Origin of the sequence: Streptomyces sp. NBC_01460, assembly GCF_036227405.1 — a bacterium.
Taxonomy (GTDB): domain Bacteria; phylum Actinomycetota; class Actinomycetes; order Streptomycetales; family Streptomycetaceae; genus Streptomyces.
The window spans coordinates 544191-565802 of the sequence record NZ_CP109473.1 but is presented as its reverse complement, the minus strand read 5'-3'; the positions used below and the strand labels follow the sequence as shown (position 1 = coordinate 565802).

General features: G+C 73.5%; 18 protein-coding genes. 11 read left to right on the top strand and 7 right to left on the bottom strand.

Annotated features, from left to right (window positions below; all coding sequences use genetic code 11):
• The first annotated feature begins 42 nt into the window (after positions 1–42).
• From OG488_RS02620 to OG488_RS02610, 3 genes are read left to right on the top strand one after another with little or no spacing between them, the layout of a single operon-like run.
• Positions 43–1086 carry an ABC transporter substrate-binding protein gene (locus tag OG488_RS02620; protein WP_329225501.1) on the top strand — a complete coding sequence of 348 codons (1044 nt, stop codon included), beginning with the start codon at positions 43–45 and terminating at the stop codon, positions 1084–1086.
• Positions 1083–2168, top strand: coding sequence for a FecCD family ABC transporter permease (locus tag OG488_RS02615; RefSeq protein WP_443074201.1), 1086 nt, complete (start codon positions 1083–1085; stop codon positions 2166–2168). The genes OG488_RS02620 and OG488_RS02615 overlap by 4 nt, the downstream gene beginning before the upstream one ends.
• Positions 2165–2953 (top strand): ABC transporter ATP-binding protein, encoded by a 789-nt coding sequence (locus OG488_RS02610; RefSeq protein WP_329225500.1) that lies wholly within the window; start codon positions 2165–2167, stop codon positions 2951–2953. Before OG488_RS02615 ends, OG488_RS02610 begins: the two co-directional genes overlap by 4 nt.
• A 115-nt stretch (positions 2954–3068) precedes the next feature.
• Here OG488_RS02610 and OG488_RS02605 read toward each other — a convergent pair whose 3' ends face one another.
• Positions 3069–4088, bottom strand: coding sequence for a PRC and DUF2382 domain-containing protein (locus tag OG488_RS02605; RefSeq protein WP_329225499.1), 1020 nt, complete (start codon positions 4086–4088; stop codon positions 3069–3071).
• 326 nt (positions 4089–4414) lie between these two features.
• Here OG488_RS02605 and OG488_RS02600 point away from each other — a divergent pair, with 326 nt between their 5' ends.
• A complete protein-coding gene (locus OG488_RS02600; RefSeq protein WP_329225498.1) occupies positions 4415–5029 on the top strand; it encodes an adenosylcobinamide amidohydrolase in 615 nt (204 codons plus the stop codon).
• A gap of 44 nt (positions 5030–5073) precedes the next feature.
• Complete coding sequence (locus OG488_RS02595) at positions 5074–5970, top strand: NAD(P)-dependent oxidoreductase (protein ID WP_329225497.1); 897 nt, start codon at positions 5074–5076, stop codon at positions 5968–5970.
• A 4-nt stretch (positions 5971–5974) separates the two neighbouring features.
• On the opposite strand, the gene OG488_RS02590 is transcribed toward OG488_RS02595, so the two are convergent.
• The 4 genes from OG488_RS02590 to OG488_RS02575 form a co-directional block, all read right to left on the bottom strand.
• The gene (locus OG488_RS02590) at positions 5975–7234 is read right to left on the bottom strand and encodes a sulfite oxidase (RefSeq protein ID WP_329225495.1); all 1260 of its coding nucleotides are present in this window, start codon (positions 7232–7234) and stop codon (positions 5975–5977) included.
• 44 nt (positions 7235–7278) lie between these two features.
• The gene (metX, locus tag OG488_RS02585) at positions 7279–8436 is read right to left on the bottom strand and encodes a homoserine O-acetyltransferase MetX (protein ID WP_443074273.1); all 1158 of its coding nucleotides are present in this window, start codon (positions 8434–8436) and stop codon (positions 7279–7281) included.
• The gene (locus OG488_RS02580) at positions 8433–9794 is read right to left on the bottom strand and encodes a bifunctional o-acetylhomoserine/o-acetylserine sulfhydrylase (RefSeq protein ID WP_329225493.1); all 1362 of its coding nucleotides are present in this window, start codon (positions 9792–9794) and stop codon (positions 8433–8435) included. The genes metX and OG488_RS02580 overlap by 4 nt, the downstream gene beginning before the upstream one ends.
• A gap of 203 nt (positions 9795–9997) precedes the next feature.
• Positions 9998–10870: a SigB/SigF/SigG family RNA polymerase sigma factor gene (locus tag OG488_RS02575; protein ID WP_329225492.1), complete on the bottom strand. Its 873-nt coding sequence runs from the start codon at positions 10868–10870 to the stop codon at positions 9998–10000.
• Positions 10871–11390: 520 nt separating this feature from the next.
• Between OG488_RS02575 and OG488_RS02570 the strand changes: the two genes are divergently transcribed.
• Both OG488_RS02570 and OG488_RS02565 read left to right on the top strand, forming a co-directional pair.
• Positions 11391–12287 (top strand): GNAT family N-acetyltransferase, encoded by an 897-nt coding sequence (locus OG488_RS02570; RefSeq protein WP_329225490.1) that lies wholly within the window; start codon positions 11391–11393, stop codon positions 12285–12287.
• 24 nt (positions 12288–12311) lie between these two features.
• Positions 12312–13508, top strand: coding sequence for a PP2C family protein-serine/threonine phosphatase (locus OG488_RS02565; RefSeq protein WP_329225488.1), 1197 nt, complete (start codon positions 12312–12314; stop codon positions 13506–13508).
• A gap of 40 nt (positions 13509–13548) precedes the next feature.
• Here the strand turns inward: OG488_RS02565 and OG488_RS02560 are convergent, their stop codons facing one another.
• Entirely contained in the window at positions 13549–14004 is a 456-nt protein-coding gene (locus OG488_RS02560; protein WP_329238367.1) for an Lrp/AsnC family transcriptional regulator, read from the bottom strand.
• 111 nt (positions 14005–14115) lie between these two features.
• Here OG488_RS02560 and OG488_RS02555 point away from each other — a divergent pair, with 111 nt between their 5' ends.
• From OG488_RS02555 to abc-f, 3 genes are all read left to right on the top strand, one after another.
• Positions 14116–14730, top strand: coding sequence for a LysE family translocator (locus tag OG488_RS02555; RefSeq protein WP_329225487.1), 615 nt, complete (start codon positions 14116–14118; stop codon positions 14728–14730).
• Between the two features lie 42 nt (positions 14731–14772).
• On the top strand, positions 14773–15231 hold the full coding sequence (locus OG488_RS02550) for a PaaI family thioesterase (RefSeq protein ID WP_329225485.1): 459 nt from the start codon (positions 14773–14775) through the stop codon (positions 15229–15231).
• Positions 15232–15495: 264 nt separating this feature from the next.
• Positions 15496–17163 (top strand): ribosomal protection-like ABC-F family protein, encoded by a 1668-nt coding sequence (gene abc-f, locus OG488_RS02545; protein WP_329225484.1) that lies wholly within the window; start codon positions 15496–15498, stop codon positions 17161–17163.
• Between the two features lie 89 nt (positions 17164–17252).
• Here the strand turns inward: abc-f and OG488_RS02540 are convergent, their stop codons facing one another.
• Positions 17253–17759, bottom strand: a complete 507-nt coding sequence (locus tag OG488_RS02540; RefSeq protein WP_329225482.1) for an NUDIX domain-containing protein — start codon at positions 17757–17759, stop codon at positions 17253–17255.
• A gap of 193 nt (positions 17760–17952) precedes the next feature.
• Here OG488_RS02540 and OG488_RS02535 point away from each other — a divergent pair, with 193 nt between their 5' ends.
• A complete protein-coding gene (locus tag OG488_RS02535) occupies positions 17953–21444 on the top strand; it encodes a phosphodiester glycosidase family protein (RefSeq protein ID WP_329225481.1) in 3492 nt (1163 codons plus the stop codon).
• Positions 21445–21612 lie beyond the last annotated feature (168 nt).

Sequence of the window (21612 nt, the reverse complement as noted above, 5' to 3'; positions counted from 1 at the left end):
TAGCGGGCCCCGCGCATGGGCCCAGAGACGCCGAGGGACCCCGTGCCGTCCATAACCAGTACCGTACGCCGAACAGCCCTGCTCACCGCCGGACTTGTCCTGCTGACCGCCTGCGGCGGAGGGACCACCTCCGAAGGCGCAGGGCGGGAGGGTTCCGCGGACGGCTACCCGGTGACCCTGAAGAACTGCGGCCGTACGGTGACCGTCGACGCCGCTCCGCGTCACGCCGTCTCCCTCAACCAGGGATCGACGGAGATCCTGCTCTCCCTGGGCCTCGCGGACCGGCTCGCCGCCACCGCGACCTGGACGGACCCGGTGATGAAGGGCCTGGAGAAGGACGAGGCCACCGTTCCCCGTATCGCCGGGAACCAGCCCTCCTCCGAGAAGGTCCTGGCCGAGGAACCCGACTTCGTCAGCGCCTCGTTCGAGTCGACCCTCGGCAAGGGCGGTGTGGCGTCCCGTGACCAGTTCGAGGACCTGGGCGTGCCGACCTACCTCGCCCCGTCCGACTGCGTGGGCAAGGACAACACGGGCAGTGGTGACGGTTCCCGCGCCGAGCCCCTGACCATGGACCCCGTCTACGACGAAGTGCGCGACCTGGCCCAGGTGTTCGGCGTCCCGGAGAGGGGCGAGAAGCTCGTCACGAGCCTCCGGGGCCGCGTCGACAGGGCGACCGCCGGCATCGACGCCTCCGACGCCACCCTGCTCTACTGGTTCGCCAACGCCGAGGCCCCCTACCTCGCGGGCTGCTGCGGTGCCCCCGGCATCATCACCGAGGAGCTCGGCGCGAAGAACGTCTTCGACGACACGCACGAGGAATGGCCCCAGATCAACTGGGAGACGGTCGCTGACCGCAACCCCGAGGTCCTGGTCATCGGCGACCTGACCCGCAGGTCGCAGACGGCCGAGAGCGCAGAGAAGAAGATCGCGTTCCTGGAGTCCAACCCCGCCACGAAGAACCTGGACGCCGTCCGGCACAAGAGGTACGTGCTGCTCAGCGGTCAGGCGATGAACCCGACCATCCGCACGGTGGAGGGCGTGGAGCGCGTCGCGGCGGGGCTGCGCTCGTTCGGGCTCGCCGGGTGACGAACACCGGACACGCCCCCGACACACGCGTCCAGGAGTCCTTCGCCGTCCCGACGCCCGCCGGGAGGCGCGTCCTGCGCGGCGGCCTGCTGTGGAGCGCGGGAGGGGCCCTCCTGCTCCTGTCCGTCGCGGTGGCCGTCACCATCGGACCCGCCCGTATCTCCGTCCCGGACGTCTGGTCGGCGGTGGCCTCGCACCTCGGCCTCGGTGACGCGCGGCTGACCCCGATCCGGGACGGCATCATCTGGAACCTGCGCATGCCCCGCACGCTGCTCGCCGCGGTGTGCGGCGCCGGACTCGCGGTCTGCGGCACCGTGATGCAGTCGCTGCTGCGCAATCCGCTCGCCGACCCCTTCGTCCTCGGCGTCTCCTCGGGGGCGTCGACCGGGGCGGTGGTGGTCGTCGTCCTGGGCGTCGGCGGGGGAGCGGTGTCGGTCTCGGCCGGCGCCTTCGCCGGGGCGCTGTGCTCGTTTGCCCTCGTGCTGCTGCTCAGCCACACGCTCGGCGGATCCACCGACCGGGTCGTCCTCTCCGGGGTCGCGGCCATGCAGCTCTTCTCCGCGCTCACCTCCTTCGTCGTGATGATCGCCGCCGACGCCGAACAGACCCGGGGCGTGCTCTTCTGGCTGCTCGGCTCGCTGAGCGGGGTGGGCTGGATCGACGTGTGGACGTGCTCCGGCGTGCTGGTGGTGACCCTGGGGGTCTGCCTCGGGCACGCCCGCACCCTCGACGCCTTCGCCTTCGGGCAGGACGCCGCGGCCGCCCTCGGGGTGCATGTCGCCCGCACCCGGATCGTGCTGCTCTGCACGACCGCGCTGCTGACCGCGGCTCTCGTCAGCTCGGCGGGCGCCATCGGGTTCGTCGGGCTCGTCCTGCCGCACGCCGCCCGGGCGCTGACCGGTTCGGGGCACCGGAGGCTGCTGCCGGTGACCGCGCTCGCCGGGGCGGTCTTCCTGGTCTGGGTCGACACCCTGGCCAGGACCGTCCTCGACCCGCAGGAGGTGCCGGTCGGCGTGGTCACCTCCCTCATCGGGGTGCCCGCCTTCGTCCTCGTCCTGTACCGCACCCGGAGGAGCGCATGACCACGGCCGGCACCACCTCCGACGGGCTGCGGGCCGCGCGGGTCAGCCGGGAGGCCGGCGGGAGGATCGTCCTCGACGGGGTGAGCATCGCCCCGCCCCCCGGCACCACGGTCGGCCTGCTCGGGCCGAACGGCTCCGGCAAGACCACACTGCTGCGGGTGATGGCGGGCGTGCTCGCCCCCGGCTCCGGGGTCGTCACCCTCGACGGCCGCACCCTCGCCGAGACCGGCCGGCGAGGCGTGGCCCGTCGCGTGGCCGTCGTCGACCAGCACGCCGTCACGCAGGTCGACCTCAGCGTGCTGGACGTCGTACGCCTCGGCCGCATCCCGCACCGGCGCGCCTGGTCCGCGCCCGGCCCCGAGGACGAGGCCGCGGTACGCGAGGCGCTGACGCGCACGGGACTCCAGGACCGCGCCTCTCAGTCCTGGCACACCCTGTCCGGAGGGGAACGCCAGCGGGTCCAGATCGCCCGCGCCCTCGCCCAGCGGCCCCGGGAACTCCTGCTCGACGAACCGACGAACCACCTGGACATCCAGCACCAGCTGGAGCTGCTGTCCCTGGTCGCCGCGCTGCCCGTGACCGCGGTGGTGGCGCTGCACGACCTGAATCTGGCCGCGATGTTCTGCGACCGGGTCACGGTCATGAAGGACGGCCGCGTGGTGGCCGCCGGCACACCCTCGGAGGTGATCACCGAGGAACTCATCGCGGACGTCTACCGGGTACGCGCGGTGGTGACGCCGGACGGGCCGGAAGGCCGGCCGTCGGTACGGTTCCTGCCGGGCTGATCCCTCCGGGGGCGGAGCCGCCGCGGGGAGAACCCGTGACGAAGGGGCGGGCCCGTGAACCTCCGGGTCCGCCCCTCGCCACTGTCGTGCGGCCTCTCGCCGCTGTGGGAGGGGGTCAGCGACGACGTCCCTGGCCGAACTCGCCGCCCATGTCCTTGTCGCCGCCCATCTCCTTGCCGTCCGCGTAGTCGATCTTCTCCTTGCGGAGCTCGGCGGAGACTTCCTTCTGCTCGGTGACCTTGCTGGTCTCGAGACGGACCCGCTCCACGGGCACCGACTCCTTGCTGACGGTGGCTCGTTCGGCGTGCAGGGTGACTTCGACGTCCTGTTCGCCGAGTTCGCTCCGCCCCCTCGTGCCCACTCCCTTCTCGCCGGGCTGCAGAGGCTCGCGCACCACGCGTACCTCCTCGTGGGACACCGGCACCGTCCGGGTGACGTTCTCGGTCACCACGTACTTGTGCAGGCGCGCCTTTCCGCTCTCGTACTCCTCCGTACCGACCTGGAGCTGTTCCTCGGACCGGATCATCTCCTCCCGGCCTCCGGCGCCCGTGGCGGACCGCTCGGCTCCGGCTCCCGCGAGCGGGCGCGACGTGGAGGACGTGTCCATGTCGCGGTGCCTGCCGGCGCCGGCACCGGTGGTGCCCATGCCGGCCGTGGTCCCGGTGGTGGCCTTCGCCTGGCCGCCCGAGGTGGTGCCGGCCTTTCCTGCGGCTCCGGCCGCGCCGGCCGCACCCGCGGCGCCCATGGCAGCCGTTCCGGTGCCCGACGTCGTGCGCGCGTCGCCGCCCGCTCCGCCGTGGGCGGCCGCCCCCTTCCTGGTCAGCCCGTAGTGCCGGTAGAGCTCCTCCTCCTCCGATACGGAGAGGTGCGCGTCCGCGTCCACCCGGGGAGCGTCCTTCACGCGGTCCTTCGGGTGCGAGACGTGCAGGTCGGAGCCCACGCGGCGGGCTCCGGCCAGCGGTACGAAGCTCTCCTTCATGCCGAACATGCCGGTCTTGACCGTGATCCAGTCGGGCTTGCCGGTGTCGTCGTCGACGTAGACCCGGCCCACTGTGCCGACCTTCTCGCCGTCGCTGTCGTAGACGGTCAGACCGTCGAGTTCTCCGGAATCCGTGAAACCGTCAGCGGCTCCCATGGCCGATTCCTCCTCGCCCGGGCGCGTCCTGCGGTTGGGTCCAGCAGGGGAGGCGCGTCCGGGTTCCATCGCGCCTCACCCGGTTGGACGCTGCAACCTCCCGGCCTGGGCGCCGGACGGCCCAGGGCACCGGGGGAGGGCGGTGGCACCGCTCCACGCGGTTCTCCGCCCGCCACACGCGTTACGCCATTCGAGTGAGGCACTCTCCCGGGTGCGCCCGATGTGCGGACCCGGCCCGACCGTATGATCGACGCGCCGTTGCCGACCGTCGGCAGGCCTCTCACGGACCGGGGTGCGTCATCGGATCCACAGGCACGAGCCTGCCCGTGCAGCGCGGCGAACTGCTGGCCCGCCACGAGGACGGCGCCGGGCTGCACCATCTGGTCTGGCGGCTGGGCCCCGGCTGGAGGGTGTGCAGCAGCGCCGTGCTCGGCGGCGGGATCGGCGCGCGCGCCTGGATCCTGAACGCCCAGGTGCCCGGTGGGTATCCCCGGCTCGACCCCGACCGGCACCTGGCGGAGATCGCGGCGGCCGAGGCGCTCGACGGCCAGGGCGCCGGGCTGATGACCGCCGCCGACGTCACCGCGTACGCCGTCGCCGACGACGGCGGCGTGACCGCGACCGTCACCAGCGGCCTCGGCGTACGGGGATGGGCCGCGCTCCCCCCGGGCACCGTCAACATCGTCGTCGTCCTCCCCGTGGCGCTCTCCGACGCCGCCCTGGTCAACGCGGTGGCCACCGCCACCGAGGCGAAGGTCCAGGCACTCCTGGACGCCGGACTCGACTGCTCCGGCACACCGACGGACGCCGTGTGCGTCGCCGCGCCCGACCCGGGAGCACAGCCCGGCGAACCCTTCGCGGGGCCCCGCTCGCGGTGGGGCGCGCGACTCGCCCGATCCGTGCACCGCGCCGTCCTGGAAAGCGCGCTGCGGCAGTCTTGAATTCCACCGGTCCCGGGACCGCCCGGACGACGAAGGGAACCTCCATGACCACCGCATCCACCACCGAACAGGCCCCCGGAACCCCGACCGTCGCGGTCCTGGGCACCGGGATCATGGGATCGGGGATGGCCCGCAGCCTGCTCAGGGAGCGGATCCCCGTCCGCGTCTGGAACCGCACGCGCTCACGGGCCGAACCGCTCGCCCGCCACGGCGCCACCGTCATGGACACCGCCGAGGAGGCGGTACGCGGGGCCGACGTCGTCCTCACCACGCTGAACGACGGCCCGTCCGTGGCGGAGACCCTCACCGCCGCGACCCCCGGGCTGCGCCCGGGCCAGGTCTGGCTGCAGAGCTCCACCGTCGGCCTCGACGCCACGACCGACCTCGCCCACCGGGCCGCCGGACTGGGCCTCGTCTACCTCGACGCACCGGTCTCCGGCACGAAGCAGCCCGCCGAGCAGGGCACCCTCACCGTGTTCGTCTCCGGCCCGTCCGGAGCCCGTGCCACCGTCCTGCCCGTCCTGGACGCCGTCGGGCAGCGCACCGTATGGGTCGGGGAGGAACCGGGAGCCGCCACCCGGCTGAAGCTCGTGGCCAACACCTGGGTGATCAACATGGTCAACGGTGTCGCGGAGTGCCTCAATCTCGCCGAGGGAATCGGGCTCGACCCGCAGCTCTTCCTGGACGCGATGAAGGGCGGCCCGCTCGACACCCCGTATCTCCAGGGCAAGTCGGCGGCGGTGCTCTCCGGCGACCTCAGCCCGAGTTTCGCGCTCTCCACCGCGCTCAAGGACACCCGGCTGATCCTCGACGCGGCCGAGGCCGCGGGGGTGAAGCTCGATCTGGTCGCCGCCTCCGCCGAGCGGTTCGGCCGGGCGGAGGCGGCCGGACACGGCGGCCAGGACATGATCGCCACGTACTACGCGGGCCGTCCCGAATGACCGGTCAGACCACGGTCACCGGGTGCCTCACCACCGCGTCGAAGAGGTAGCCCTGGGTGTTGTGGGCGGTCGTGGCCGGCTGCGTACGGCCCGAGCGGTCCGTCGCCCGCGCCAGCAGGACCCCGGGGCCCGTCTCCTTCGGGACCCAGTCGGCCGTCCACCGCACCCAGCTCCCGGACCGGGGCTCGTCCCGCAGCCGGGCGGGGCGCCACCGGCTGCCGCCGTCGGTGCTGACCTCGACCGAGCGCACCGGGGCGCCGCCCGACCAGGACCGGCCGGTGAGCAGATGCCTGCGGTGGGCGGCGAAGGAGGCTCCCTGCGTCAGCTCGAAGGCGCTCTTGAGCGTCTGGCGGGTCAGCGGCGCACTGCCCTCGGGCGGGTGCCCCGGACCGAACAGCCGGTACAGGCCCGTGTTCCACGGACTCAGCAGCGGCTCCGCGCTCACCTCGATGTCGCCCACCCACTTGATGTTCGCTATGCCCACCCAGGACGGCACGATCAGCCGGACCGGAGCGCCGTGGTCGGGCGGCAGCGGCTCACCGTTCATCTCGTACGCGAGGATGACGTCGTCCAGCGCCTTCTCCACGGGCAGCGGCCTGCGCACGCGGCCCAGATTCGTCCCGTCGCTGACGACCTCCGCGTCCAGGCCGCGCGGCAGCACGTCGACCGCGTTCCGGCCCAGGCCCGCCCGGCGCAGCACGTCGGCGAGCCGCACCCCGCGCCAGCGCGCCGTCCCGATCGCGCCCAGGGTCCACGCGGTGCCGCTGACCTGCTGGCCCTGCTGCGAGGCGAAGAAACTCCGGCCGTTGCCCGCGCACTCCACGAACGCCGTGCGGCTGACCGACGGCAGGGCGCGCAGCGCCGCGTACGAGAAGTCCACGGGGCCCCCGGTCAGCCCGCTGCCCCAGACCGTCAGCTTCCACTCCGCGGCGTCGATGAGGGGGGTCGCGGTGTGGTTGCGCACGAAGAAGCGGTCGGCGGGAGTGAGGAGCCCGGTGTCCCGCAGCGCCGCGAAGTTGGTCTCGGCGTTGGTGCCGCGCAGCGTGAACAGCTCCGCGGGCAGCGGCTTCACCACTCCCGGGAGTCCTTCCGCTGCCCGGGCTGGGGAGGCGAGGGCCGGGACCAGCGGGGCGGCGACCGAGGCCGCGGCGACCAGCTTCAGCAGATCACGGCGGTCGATCCCGGCCGATCTCGCGCGGCCGCGGGTCCATTGCCGGAGCCGCCTGCGGTCGTAGGCGGCCTCGGACAGGGACGGGGAGTTCATGGGTGCTCCAGGGGAGTGAGGGGATCGGGGAAGGGGGATGGGGTTCACCGGCCGGGCAGCAACTCCCTTACAAGTGAGCCCACATGGTCGGTCTCGATGAGGAAACCGTCGTGTCCGTACGGGGATTCGATGATCCGGAGGCGATCGGCGCCCGGCAGCAGCGAGGCGAACTCCGCCTGCTGCGAGGGCGGGTAGAGCCGGTCCGAATCGATGCCCGCGACCAGGGCCGGCATGTCCGCCCGGCGCAGCGCCCGCGCGACACCGCCGCGGCCCCGGCCGATGTCGTGCCCGTTCATCGCCTCGGTGAGCGCCACGTAGCTGCCCGCGTCGAAACGGCGCACCAGTTTGGCCGCGTGGTGCTCGAGGTACGACTCCACCTCGTAGCGCCCGCCCCGCGAGGGCAGCTCACCGGGCTGCGGCCGCCGGCCGAACCGTGTCGCCAGCTCCGGCTCGCTGCGATAGGTGACATGGGCGATCCGCCGGGCGAGTCCGAGCCCCCGGTGAGGGCCCGAGCCGGGAGGCGCGTCGTGGTAATCGCCGCCCCGCCACCCCGGGTCGTCGCGGATCGCGGCGATCTGCGTGCTGCCCCAGGCGATCTGTTCGGCGGAGGACGCGGCGGGAGCGGCGAGCACCAGCAGCGATCCCGTACGGCCGGGGCGGCCCACCGCCCATTCCAGCGCCCGCATGCCGCCCATCGAGCCACCGATGACCGCGGCCCACCGGCCGATCCCCAGGGCGTCCGCGAGCCGCGCCTCCGCCGTGACCTGGTCACGGACCGTCAGGTACGGGAAGTCCGCGCCCCAGGGGGTGCCGTCGGGCCGCCGGGAGGAGGGGCCGGTGCTGCCCTGGCACCCGCCCAGGACGTTCGGCGCCACGACGTACCAGCGGTCGGTGTCCAGGGCCCGGGCGGGCCCCACCAGCGCGTCCCACCAGCCGGCCGACGGGTGGCCGGGCCCCGCGGGCCCCGCCACGTGACTGTCACCGGTCAGCGCGTGCAGGACCAGCACGGCGTTGCCGCCGTCCGGCGCGAGCCGGCCCCAGGTCTCGTACGCCAGCCGCACACCCGGCAGCGTCGCACCGGACTCCAGCCGGAGCGGGCCGTCGAGCGCCACCCACGAGCGGCGGCCGGCAGGATCCCCCTCCCGCCAGCCTCCGGCAGCCGGCGGGAGGGGAAGAGCGGGGGGTTCGGCCACCCGGTTCAGGACGCCGCCTTCGCGGCGCGGAACCCTGCCTCCAGGTCCGCCTTGAGGTCGTCCACGTTCTCCAGGCCGACGGAGAGCCGCACCAGCCCCGCGGTGGCGCCCGTGGCGGCGAGCTGCTCCTCGGTCAGCTGACTGTGCGTGGTGGACGCCGGCTGGATGATCAGGCTGCGCACATCGCCGATGTTGGCGAGATGGCTGAACAGCTCGACCGCGTCCACGAACCGCTTGCCGGCCTCCACGCCGTCGCGGAGCTCGAAGGCCAGCACGGCCCCGGCGCCGCGCGGCAGGTAGCGCCGGCCCGTCTCGTACCAGGGGCTCGACTCGAGACCGGCGTAGTGCACCGCCGACACCTCGTCACGGCCCTCCAGCCAGCGGGCGAGCGCCAGGGCGTTGGACGTGTGCCGCTCCAGGCGCAGGCTCAGCGTCTCCACGCCCTGGAGGAGGAGGAAGGCCGAGTGCGGGGAGAGCGCGGGGCCGAGGTCGCGCAGCAGCTGGACCCGCAGCTTCACCGCGAAGGCGCCGTGGCCGAGGTCCGGCCAGTACCGCAGGCCGTGGTAGCTGGGGTCGGGGGTGTGGAAGTCCGGGAAGCGCTCGGCGTGCGCACCGAAGTCGAAGGTGCCGCCGTCCACGACGACACCGCCGATCGTGGTGCCGTGGCCGCCCAGGAACTTCGTCGCGGAGTGGATCACGATGTCCGCCCCGTGCTCCAGCGGCCGCAGGAGGTAGGGCGTGGGCACCGTGTTGTCCACGATCAGCGGAAGCCCGGCGGCGTGCGCCGCGTCCGCCACGCTCCGGACGTCGAGGACGTCGCCGCGCGGATTGCCGAGCGTCTCCGCGAACAGGGCCTTGGTGGTCGGCCGGATCGCGGCCCGCCACGCCTCGATGTCGTCCGGGTCCTCGACGAACGACACCTCGATGCCGAACCGGGGGAGCGTGTGCCGGAACAGGTTGTACGTACCGCCGTACAGGGAGGCCGAGGAGACGATGTGGTCCCCGGCGCCGGCCAGCGTCAGGAGGGCGAGCGTCTCGGCCGCCTGGCCGGAGGCGAGCGCGACGGCGGCGACTCCGCCCTCCAGGGCGGCGATCCGCTGTTCGAGGACGTCCTGCGTGGGGTTGTGGATCCGGGTGTAGATGTTGCCGGGCTCGGCCAGCGAGAACAGGTCGGCCGCGTGCTGGGTGTCCTTGAAGACGAAGGACGTCGACTGGTAGATCGGTACCGCACGGGCGCCGGTCGTCGGATCGGGGGCCGCGCCGGAGTGGATCTGCTTCGTCTCGAAGGACCAGGCGGTCCCGGCGTCCTGACGGTCGTGGTCCTCGGGGGTGTGCCCCGCGGTGACGGAGTCGACGGGCTGGCTCATGTCATACCTCGCACGGTCGTTCGGGGATGTCCGCGCGAGCACGGTGGCGACGCGGCGGCGGCGTACTGGTTACGGACGGTAGAGGCCGCCCGACCCGGTCGGAAGCAGCTCGCCCACGTGGCCACGAAGCTGCAATGCCGCCGCAACAGAGCGCGCCCGACCGGCCCCGCGGACCGCCGGGCCGGCCGGACCCGGTGCGCCGGTCAGTCCTGGGCGAGCATCCCGCTGCGCAGGGTGCCGAGGATGCGGCTCAGCAGCCGGGAGACGTGCATCTGCGAGATGCCGAGCTCCTCGCCGATCTGGGCCTGGGTCAGCTCCTGGCCGAACCGCATGTCGATGATGCGGCGCTCCCGGGCGTCGAGGCCGCCCAGCAGCGGGGCGAGCGCGTGGAGGTTCTCCACCGCCTCCATCGCGGCGTCGGGCTCGCCCAGTACGTCCGCGTAGGTGCGCGCGCCCGACGCGCGGCCCACCGGCTCCGAGGCGTCGGCGGGCATGTCGAGCGAGCCGGCCGTGTAGCCGTTGGCCGCGACGATGCCCTCGGTGACCTCCGCCTCCTCGAGACCGAGGTCCTCGGCGAGCTCCCGCACCGTGGGGTCCCGGTCGAGGTCGGCCGCAAGCCTCTCCTTGGCCTTCGCGAGGTCCACCCGGAGCTCCTGGAGCCTCCGCGGCACATGCACGGACCAGGTGGTGTCCCGGAAGAAGCGCTTGATCTCACCGACGATGTACGGCACGGCGAACGAGGTGAACTCGACCTCACGGGCGAGGTCGAAGCGGTCGATGGCCTTGATCAGACCGATGGTGCCGACCTGGACGATGTCCTCCATGTCGCCGCTGCCCCGGTTGCGGAAGCGTCCGGCGGCGAACCGTACGAGCGACAGATTCATCTCGATGAGGGTGTTGCGGGCGTACTGGTGCTCGGGGGTCCCCTCCTCCAGCAGGTGCAGCCGGTCGAAGAAGAGCCTCGACAGGTTCCGCGCGTCCCGCGGGGCGATCTGCCCGGCGTCCTCGATCCGCGGGAGACCGTCCGGGGCGCCTGCTCGTTCCGCACCGGCGGTCTGTGCAGTGTGCACGGTCATCCCGTCACGCTCCTCAGGTTGGATGCCATGAGGTGTAGGCGCCTGCCCCGTACTCCTCAACTCATGCGCGAGAAGGCTGATTTGGGCCACATCGGTGGCGGCATCGGCCGAGAACGGGCGGGATCGTCCTCATGGGCCGCGACGGCGGGGCCTCGTGCGTGCGGCGGCACACAGAACCGCCCCACCGGTACGGGGGAGCCCGGTGGGGCGGTCGTATCCAGGGTGCCACAGGCGGAGGCCCGTTGGGGCCGTTCCCGTGCAGCGGCCCACGATTCGCCGCACCCGTCCGGCCGCACGCGTGGCGGCGTGGGGCCGCCGGCTCCGGGCGGCGGACCTCCGGGCGGCGGTACGGGGCCGGCCGGCAGGTGCTCGCCAGGACGCGGGGAGGCTGCGGGGGAGGCGGCCGGACGGTGCTTTGATTGCACGCTCGTGAACAGAACGGCGGGCCGGGAATACGTGCGGGGTGGACCGGCCTTCCACCCGTGTCGCCGCCGCCGATTCAACCGGAGTGAGAGAGTCCATGCCCGAGGCCACCCCTCTGCCCACGAACCCGTCGCCGCCACCGGCCACGGACCCGCTGCTCACACGGGCCACGGAACCGTCGAGGGCCATCGGTCCCACGCCGTCGCACGGGTCCGCCCCCGGTGGTGGGCACGGGGAGCCCCACCCGCTGGACAACCCCGCCCGCGCGTCGCTGACCGGTCCGCACGCACGCTTCGCCGAGCGGCGCGGCCGGATCCTGCGCTACAGCCCCGACGTCACCCCCTGGCTCGCCCTGCCGGACGATCCCGACGCCCAGGACTGGGCCGACGTCGCCGCGCTCGTGGGTCCCGGCGCGTCCCTCACCCTCACCGCCTTCCGCGAGCCCCCGCCCGCCGACTGGGAGATCGTCTTCCGGGCCGACGGCGTCCAGCTGGTCGACGACACCCTGGAGGCCGCTCCCGATCCGGAAGCGCAGCTCCTGGGACCGGCCGACGTGCCCGAGATGCTGGACCTGGTGGAGCGCACCCGTCCCGGTCCCTTCCTCCCGCGCACCGTCGAGCTCGGCACCTACCTCGGCATCCGCCGCTCCGGCGTGCTGGTCGCCATGGCGGGCGAGAGGCTGCACCCGCCCGGCTGGACCGAGATCAGCGGCGTGTGCACCGACGGGTCCGTGCGCGGCCAGGGGCTCGCGACGCGTCTCGTCAGGGCCGTAGCCCATGGCATCAGGGAACGGGGCGAGACGCCGTTCCTGCACGCGGCGGCGTCGAACACCTCGGCCATCCGGCTCTACGAGTCCCTCGGCTTCACCCTGCGCCGCAGGACGTCCTTCCTGTCCGCGCTCGTCCCGGCGGACGCCCCGGTGGGCACGGACCCGCAGACCGACGCCAGGACCCGGGACCGGGGGACGGGTAGCTTGGAACAGGTGGGGCGTTAGCGACGAACATGCGGGAGGCCTGCCGTGGTCATGGGACTCCGGCGCCCGTCTGCGGCGCGCACGCCACCGCTGCCCGGTGCGGAACCGGCCGAGACGGCGGCGGGTGAGGCCCGCATCGGGAGCTGGGCGCTCGCGCTGTGGCTCCTCCTCCTGACCGTCGCGGTGGTCCTCCTCGACACCTTCACGGGCAACGATCTCCCCCTGATCCCGCTGATGGTCGTGCTCCCCGCGCTGGCGTCCGTCTTCTGCACGGTCCGCCAGACCACCGGAGTGGCCGTATGGGTCACGCTCGTCGTCGTCGGGTCCCGGATCGCCTCGACCGGGGCCTTCTGGGACGTGGTCTTCCTCATCGGCTTCACGGCGCTCGCCAGCGCCCTCGGCGTCGTCGCCTGCGCCGCGCGCATCCGGCACGCCACCGAGGTGGCGCGGCTGCGCTCGGCCGCCGTGGCGCTGCAGCGACAGATCCTGCGGCCCCTCCCCATCGTCACGCGGCAGGTCTGTGCCCACGGTTTCTACGAGCCGATCGAGGAGGACCGGTTCGTCGGCGGGGACATCTACGAGGTCGTGCAGTCACCCCACGGGACCCGGGTGATCATCGGCGATGTCCAGGGCAAGGGCCTGCCCGCGATCGGCACCGGATTCGCCGCGCTCGGCGCGTTCAGGGAGGCGGCGGTGAGGGAGCCCGAGCTCACCGCGGTGGCCGACGCGGTCGAGGACGCGGTCGTCCGGCACAACTCCTTCTCCGCCGAGACCGGTGACGCCGAGCGCTTCGTGACCGCCCTGCTCCTGGGTTTCGACGGAGGCGACCGGGTGCAGGCGGTGAACTGCGGCCACCTGCTGCCGTGGCTGCTGCACGACGGGGCGGCTTCGGCGGTCACCCTGCACCGGACGTCCGTACCCCTGGGGATGGCCGAGCTCGGTGGCGAGGCGCGCACCGCGGAGTGGATCGACTTCCCCCCGGGCGCCGCCCTCATGGTCTTCACCGACGGGGTGACCGAGGCACGGGACGTCACGGGCGTCTTCTACCCGTTCGACGAGCGGCTCGGCCGATGGGCCGGACTGGAGCCGGACGAGGTCCTGGAGGCGCTCCAGGCCGACCTGCAGACGTTCTCCGGCGGAGTGCGCCGCGACGACGTCGCCGTGCTCGTCCTGGACCGGCCACCGGCCGCCGAGAGCGCGTCGCCGTGTGCGGAAGGCGCGACGGGCGACCCCACGACGTAGCACCCGCACCGCGCCCCCGACGGTGAGCCTCCGCAGCCCGTCAGCTCTCCGGCAGGGGCCGGTCGTCGACGACGTTCTTCATGACGAGCGTGGAGGTCAGGCGCTGGACCCCGGGCAGCCGGGCGAGCCGCTCGTCGTACAGCGCCTGGAACGCCGCCAGGTCGGCCGTCGCGACCCTCAGGAGGTAGTCGGGCTCGCCGAAGAGACGCTGCGCCTGGAGGACATGGGGAACGGCGGCCACGGCCTCCTCGAAGGCGGTGACGGTGTCGGGGGTCTCCCACCGCAGCGTGGCGAAGACGAGGGCTTCGAAGTGCAGGCCCACGGCGGCCGGGTCGACCACGGCGCGGTAGCCGCGGATCGCGCCCTCGCGTTCGAGGTCGCGCAGCCGACGGTGGCAGGGCGAGACGCTGAGCCTCACCCGCGCCGCCAGTTCGGTGACGGTCAGACGGCCGTCCGATTGCAGCTCGGTAAGAATCTTCCGGTCCAGGGCATCCATGGAGAAGATTCTCCCTCGCATCGCGCGATCATGGAGTAAAGACGCAAACACCTTCGGCCGGATCCGGCCTAGCGTTCCCTCCATGGCACGACATGCGAGAGGGACCGATCGATGGACATGACGACACTGGTGGCCTTTCTGGCGGTGGACCTGCTCCTCGTGTTCACTCCTGGCGCGGACTGGGCCTACGCGATCTCCGCCGGGTTGCGGGACCGCTCGGTCGTCCCGGCCGTCGCGGGGCTGGTCGCCGGACACGCCGCCTACGCGCTGGTGGCCGTCGCGGGTCTGGCGGTGATCGTGGCGAGCTCTCCGGCCGCGCTCACCACCCTGACAGTGGCGGGCGCCGGCTACCTCCTGTGGCTGGGGTGGGGTGTCCTGCGGCAGCCGGCCGTACCCGCGGCGGCGGAGGGCTCGGGTGCCTCCCGGACGCAGGCCATGGTCAAGGGCGCCGGGATCAGCGGCCTGAACCCGAAGGCGCTGTTGCTGTACTTCGCGCTGTTCCCGCAGTTCATGGACCCGGCCGGCGGCTGGCCGGTCGCCGCGCAGACCGGACTGCTCAGCACCGTGCACCTGGCGGCCTGCACCGTCGTGTACCTCGCCGTCGGCGTCCTGGCCCGCACGGTCCTCCGAACCCGGCCCTCTGCCGCCCGTGCCGTCACCCGCGTCAGCGGTGCCATGATGATCGCCGTCGGCGCCTTCCTGCTGGTGGAACGCCTGGCCGGCTGAGGAACCGCCCCGCCCCACCCGACACGGCCCCGAAGGAGAGCAGTGGAAGACGTGACCCAGCAGGACCAGGCGAGCCCCGCCGTCCGCAAGCGCGTCCAGGACAGCTTCGACCGGCAAGGACTCATGACCCACCTCGGCGCGCGCCTCGCCCACGTCGGCCCCGGGCGCGTGCACGTCGTGCTCCCGGCCTCCCCCCAGGTGACCCAGCAGCACGGCTACGTCCACGCGGGAGCCACCAGCGCCGTCGCGGACAGCGCCGGCGGCTACGCGGCACTCACCCTGTCCGACGAGTCGTCCGAGGTCCTCACCGTCGAGTACAAGATCAACCTCCTCGCGCCCGCCGCCGGCCACCACCTCGAAGCGATCGGCACCGTCCTGAAGCCCGGACGCACCCTGACGGTGTGCCGGCTGGAGGTGTACGGCGTCCAGTCGGACGGCGTCCGCACGCTCGTCGCCACGGGCCAGCAGACGCTCATCCGCGTGAGCGCGACGCCCGAGTAGGCCGCGCCGTTCCAGGCATGTCGAACGGCCCGACCCACCTGGCCCCGCCCGCGGTTACCATGGGCGCCATGGGTTCGTACTACTTCTTTCTCTGAGACGCGGCAGGACGCGACGCACGCCACGCCTGCCGTCGCCGTGTGACCTCCGGGCCACACCGTGCGCCGCGGTCCCCTCCGCCGTCCGACACCCCAGCCCGCAGCGCGCCTTCGCGCGTGACACCGAGGTGCGCGCAGCCGAGGGCATGTCACCCCAGGGAAAGCACCCATGACTTCTCAGCACCCCCGCGCCCAACTGGCCCAGCTGGCCCTGAACGACGTCTCCAAGACCTACGGGGACAGGACCGTCCTCGATCAGGTGTCCTTCACCGTCCGCCCCGGGGAGAAGGCCGGGGTCATCGGCGAGAACGGGTCCGGGAAATCCACCCTGCTCCGCCTGATGGCCGGGGTGGAGGCTCCCGACAGCGGTGAGGTCACCGTCGGCTTCCCCGGCGGCACCGGTCACCTCGCCCAGACCCTCTCCCTCGACCTCCGCCGCACGGTCCAGGACGCCGTCGACACCGCCCTCGCCGAACTCCGCGCCCTCGAGCGGCTGATCCGCGCGGCGGAGGAGGCGATGTCCCAAGGCGCCCCCACCGATGCCCGGCTCGGCGCCTACGGGGACCTCCTGACGACGTACGAGGAACGCGGCGGGTACCAGGCGGAGGCCAGGACCGATGCCGCGCTGCACGGCCTCGGACTCGGCCGTCTCACCCGGGACCGCGAGCTCGGCACCCTTTCCGGCGGCGAGCGGTCCCGGCTGGCCCTGGCCTGCGTGCTGGCCGCGGCGCCGGAACTGCTGCTCCTCGACGAGCCCACCAACCACCTCGACGCCGCAGCCGTCGGCTGGCTGGAGGACCACCTTCGCGCACACCGGGGCACCCTGGTCGCCGTGACCCACGACCGGGCGTTCCTGGAGCGCACCACGACCGTGATCCTGGAGGTCGACCGTGACCTGCGGAGCGTCACGCGCTACGGGGACGGCTGGGACGGCTACCGGACGGCGAAGGCCGCCGCGCTCCGCCGCCGGGCCCAGGAGCACCAGGAGTGGCGCGCCGAGGTCGACCGCGCCGAAGAGCTGGTCAGCGCGTCCGGGAGGCGCCTCGCGGGGACCGGGAAGGACCCCGCGCAGGGCTTCGGGAAGCACCGCAGATCGCACGAGGCCAAGCTGTCGGGCCAGGTCAGGGCCGCCAGGGCCCGCCTCGACGAGCTGCGCCGCTCGCCCGTCCCCGCGCCTCCCCGGCCGCTGCGCTTCACCGCCGATCCGGCCCTCGCCCATGGTGGAGGCTCATCGGCGGAGGGCGCCGTGGTCGAGCTGGACGCGGTCCTCGTGGGCACGCGGCTGGACATCGCCGCCCTGCGCGTCGAGCCGGGCCGGCGGCTCCTGGTCACCGGGCCCAACGGTGCGGGGAAGACCACGCTCCTGCGCGTCCTGGCCGGTGACCTCGCGCCGGACGCCGGCACGGTGCGGCGGCGCGGCCGGATCGGCTGCCTGCCGCAGGAGCTTCCCGTCCGGCTCACCCGCCGCTCCCTGCTCGCCACCTTCGCCGCGGGCAGGCCCGGTCCTCCCGACGCGTACGAGGACGACCTGCTGGCCCTCGGCCTGTTCCGTCCGGAGGACCTTTCCGTACCGGTGGCGGACCTCTCCGTGGGACAGCAGCGCCGGCTCGTCCTGGCGCGGCTCGTGACCCGCCCGGCGGATCTGCTGATCCTGGACGAGCCGACGAACCACCTCGCTCCCGGCCTCGTCGAGGAGGTGGAAGCCGCCCTCGACCGGTACGCCGGGGCCGTCGTGGTCGTCTCGCACGACCGGAGTTTCCGCGGCCGTTTCACCGGGGAGCGACTCGAACTCAGGGCGGGCCGCGCCGTGGAGGGCCCCGGACCACGGAGCTGCTGACGTCCCGGCCGCCGAGCAGGGCGCGGAGCCGCTGACGTCCTGCCCGTCGAGCCGGGCACGGCCGGAATCCGGCTCCCGCGCGGGAGGACCTACGCCTCCGAGGGCGGGCCGTCCGCCCGTACACGGGCGAGCAGCCGCTCCACGAAGACCCCCTGCCCCGCCACCAGCCGTGCGATCGCGTCGCCCGGTGTGCACCAGGCGAACCGGTCCATCTCCGGGAACTCGCACAGCACCCCGGACCCCTTCGGCCATTCCATGGTGAAGGTGCCCGGCACAGCCTCGCCGGGGTCCAGCCAGGCCTCCACGGCCCACACGGTCACGATCTTGCCGCCGGACTGCCGTGCCTCACCCAGCGGCACCCAGGCGCCGTCCGGCAGCGGCAGCCCGAGCTCCTCCCCGAACTCCCGGCGCGCCGCGGCGGCAGGTTCCTCGTCCGGTTCGTACTCCCCCTTGGGGATGGACCAGGCGGCCATCTCACGGTGGGCCCAGAAGGGTCCGCCCATGTGGCCGATCAGCACCTCGACGTCCCGTCGGCCGTCCTCGCCGGGGACGACGCGGAAGAGCAGGACCCCGGCGCTGCGCTTGACTGTCGACATGTCGTCAAGTGTGCCGTGCGGCCGTCCAGGGGGCCACCGATCCGGGAGGATCGAGGCCCGCCGGGGTCACTCCTCCGCCGCACGCTGTTCCTCCTGATGTCCCCGTTGTCCTCTGGTGCGTACCACCGGGCCCGGTCATGCTGTCCGCCGACAGCGCATTCCGCGCGCAATCCGCTCCGCACCAGGAGGAATTGTGGGCCTTGGCACCTTCCGCGTCGCCCTGCGGCCGCTCGTACTGCTGGCGACCGTGACGGCTCTGGCGGCGGGAGCCGTCGCGCCCGCGGCGGCCGACACCACCCCGGACCCCCGCCCGCACACCACCGCCGAGATCCTCAGACCCGTCGCGCCACCGGCCGCGAGCGGCCCCGGGGGCGAGGCGAGATCCGTCGTGGACGGCGACGGGATCGAGACCGCCCGCGCGTCCCGCCCCGTCGCGCCCGGCGTCCGGCTGAGCTCGTACGACCGTCTCGAGTCCGACAAGTGGCTACGGGTCGACAGCCTCTCCGTCGACCTGGACGGCAGCGGGGTGCGGGCCGACTACCTGTCCTCGGGCAAGGTCGCCGACCGGCGTCCGGTCTCCGAGCTCGCCGCCGGGCACGACCCGGGGAAGGGCCGCCGCACCGTCGCCGCGATCAACGCGGACTTCTTCGACATCAACCAGACGGGCGCGCCCCTGGGGCCCGGAGTCGAGGACGGCCTGACGGTCCATTCGCCGGCCCCGGGAGTCAACCGCGCGGTGGGCATCGGGCCGGAGAACGCGGGCCGTGTCCTCCAGCTGTACTTCGAGGGCACCCTGACCCTTCCCTCCGGCACGCACCCGCTCGCCGCCTACAACGCGGCGGACGTACCGGCCCAGGGAGTGGGCGCCTACACCTCCGCCTGGGGAAGCGCCGACCGCGCGCTGACCGTCGACGGCGCGCTGCCCGCCGCCGAAGTGACCGTGCGCGACGGCAAGGTCGTCTCCCGGTCGGACACGCCGGGTTCGGGCCCCGTGCCCGAGGACACCGTGGTCCTCGTCGGCCGGGAGGCCGGGGCCGGACCGCTGGCCGCCCTGGAGCCGGGTGACCCGGTCGGCATCGAGTACCGGGCGCGCACCGACGGCGGAGCCGTGCCGCGCACCGCCGTCGGCGGGCGGGAACTCCTCGTCGTCGACGGGACCGCGCAGAACCACGACGGCGAGGGCAACAACACCGCCGCGCCCCGCACCGCCGTCGGCTTCTCCAAGGACGGCCGGACCATGCAGGTTCTCACCGTCGACGGCCGGCAGACGGACAGCGGTGGTGTCACCCTCACCGAGCTGGGCGAGATGATGCGCCGGGCCGGTTCGTACAGCGCGCTGAACCTCGACGGCGGTGGATCCTCCACCCTCGTCGCCCGTGAGCCGGGCAGTGACGCGCTCCAGGTGGAGAACAGCCCGTCCGACGGCAGCGAGCGGACCGTCCCCAACGGTCTCGCCCTGACCGCGCCCGACGGCAGCGGCCGGCTCGAGGGCTTCTGGGTCGAGACCCGTACGCCGGCCGGTGCCGCCCCCGGCGACGACCCGGTCAGGGGCGGTCACCCCGAGCGCGTCTTCCCCGGCCTGACCCGCCGGCTCACCGCCGCCGGCTACGACGAGACGTACGGCCCCGCGGCGGGCGACCCGCGCTGGCGTGCCGTCAGCCCGGCGGTCGGCAGCGTCGACGCGCGGGGCACGTTCACCGCCCGTCGCGGTGGTACGACCGACGTACGCGCGGAACGGGGCGGCGCCCACGGCGACATCCGGCTCACCGTCCTGGACCGGCTGGACCGGATCCGGTCCAGCACCGCGCGCGTCGGACTGGCGGACAAGGAGGCCGCCGGGAGTTTCGGCATTGTCGGACTCGACGCCCACGGGACGAGCGCGCCCGTCGAGCCGGCTGACATCACGCTCGACTACGACCGCACCCTGTTCACGGTCGACGACGACGGCAAGGGGTCCTTCACCGTCCGGTCCCTCACCGGCTCCGGGGCGGGACGGATCACCGCCACCGTCGCGGGCGTCCGTACCACCCTCGCCGTGAGCGTCGGCCTCACCGAACAGGCCGTGTCCGACTTCGAGGACGCCGGATCCTGGAAGTTCAGCCAGGCCCGTGCGGACGGCTCGCTCGCCGCGACACCCGAGGGGCACACCGGCACCGGCCTCCGGCTCACCTACGACTTCACCCGGTCGACGGCGACCCGGGCCGCCTACGCCGCCCCGCCGCAGCCCGTCGCCGTGGAGGGCCAGCCGCAGGCGTTCACGCTCTGGGTCAAGGGGGACGGCAACGGCGCCTGGCCGACCCTGCACCTCAAGGACGCCGCCGGCTCCGACCAGCTGCTGCGCGGGCCGTACCTCACCTGGACCGGCTGGCGGCAGGTGACCTTCGCCGTGCCACCGGGCGTGGCGACCCCGCTGTCGGTGTACCGCTTCTACCTCGCCGAGACGGCCGCCACCCGGCAGTACACGGGTGAGGTCGTCATCGACGGCCTCACCGCCCAGGTGCCGCCCACCGTGGAGCTGCCCGAAGAGGAGCCGCCCGCCGATCCGTTGATCGACACCGCCGCGGTGACCGAGGGCCGCGACTGGCGGTTCGCGGTGATGTCCGACGCCCAGTTCGTCGCGCGCGACCCGGACAGCGCCATCGTCCGGCAGGCCCGTCGTACCCTGCGCGAGATCAAGGCGGCGCGGCCCGACTTCCTGGTCGTCAACGGCGACCTCGTCGACGAAGGGTCGCCCGCCGACCTCGCCTTCGCACGCCAGGTCCTCCAGGAGGAGCTCGGTGACGCGCTGCCCTGGTACTACGTCCCAGGCAACCACGAGGTGATGGGCGGGAAAATCGACAACTTCATCACGGAGTTCGGCCCGGCCCGGCGGACGTTCGACCACGAGGGCACCCGGGTCCTCACGCTCGACACGTCGAGCCTGAGCCTGCGCGGCGGCGGGTTCGCCCAGATCGAGGAGGTGCGTGCCCAGCTGGACGCGGCGGCGGAGGACCGGTCCGTCGGCTCCGTGATGCTGATCGAGCACGTGCCGCCGCGCGATCCGACCGTGCAGAAGGGGAGCCAGCTCAGCGACCGCAAGGAGGCCGCCCTCGTCGAGCGGTGGCTCGCCGACTTCCGTCGTACGACGGGCAAGGGCGCGGCTCTGATCGGCAGCCACGTCGGGGTGTTCCACGCCTCGCACGTGGACGGGGTCCCGTACCTGGTCAACGGGAACTCCGGCAAGGCGCCGGCCGGCCCCGCTGACGAGGGAGGATTCACCGGCTGGTCCCTGATCGGAGCCGACCGGGTGGGGCCCGCCGAGCAGGCGGCGGCGCGCCTGGAGCCGTGGCGGGGCGGACCCGACTGGGTCTCCGCCCAGACGCGCGCCCACGTCGACACGCTGGCCCTGGAGGCCCCCGCCATGATCGTCGCGGGGGAGCGCGCGCGGGTCGGCGTGCAGGTGACCCAGGGCACCCGGACCGTACCGGCCGCCTTCCCGCTCAGCGTGGACTGGACCGGATCCCCGAACGTCCGCATCGGGAAGACGGACGACGCCCGTGGACGGCACATCGCGACGCTGGACCCGGCGACGGGCACGCTCACCGCGCTCCGGCCCGGCACCGTCGCGCTCGCGGTGACCGTCAACGGAGTCACCCGGCAGGCACAGGTCCGGATCGCGGCCGGGGCGGTGGCGCCCGCCGCCTGACGCCCCGCCGCCTGACGCCCCGTCGCGCACAGCACCACCGCACGGCTCCCGGACCCGGCCCGGGCGCCGTGCGGTGTTCCGTTGTGAGCGTTCGGCGCGCGAGGGAGGTGGGCAATCGGCGTCCACCGGGCCTTGCGCGCCGGTTCACGCTCGACGGGGTGGCCCGCG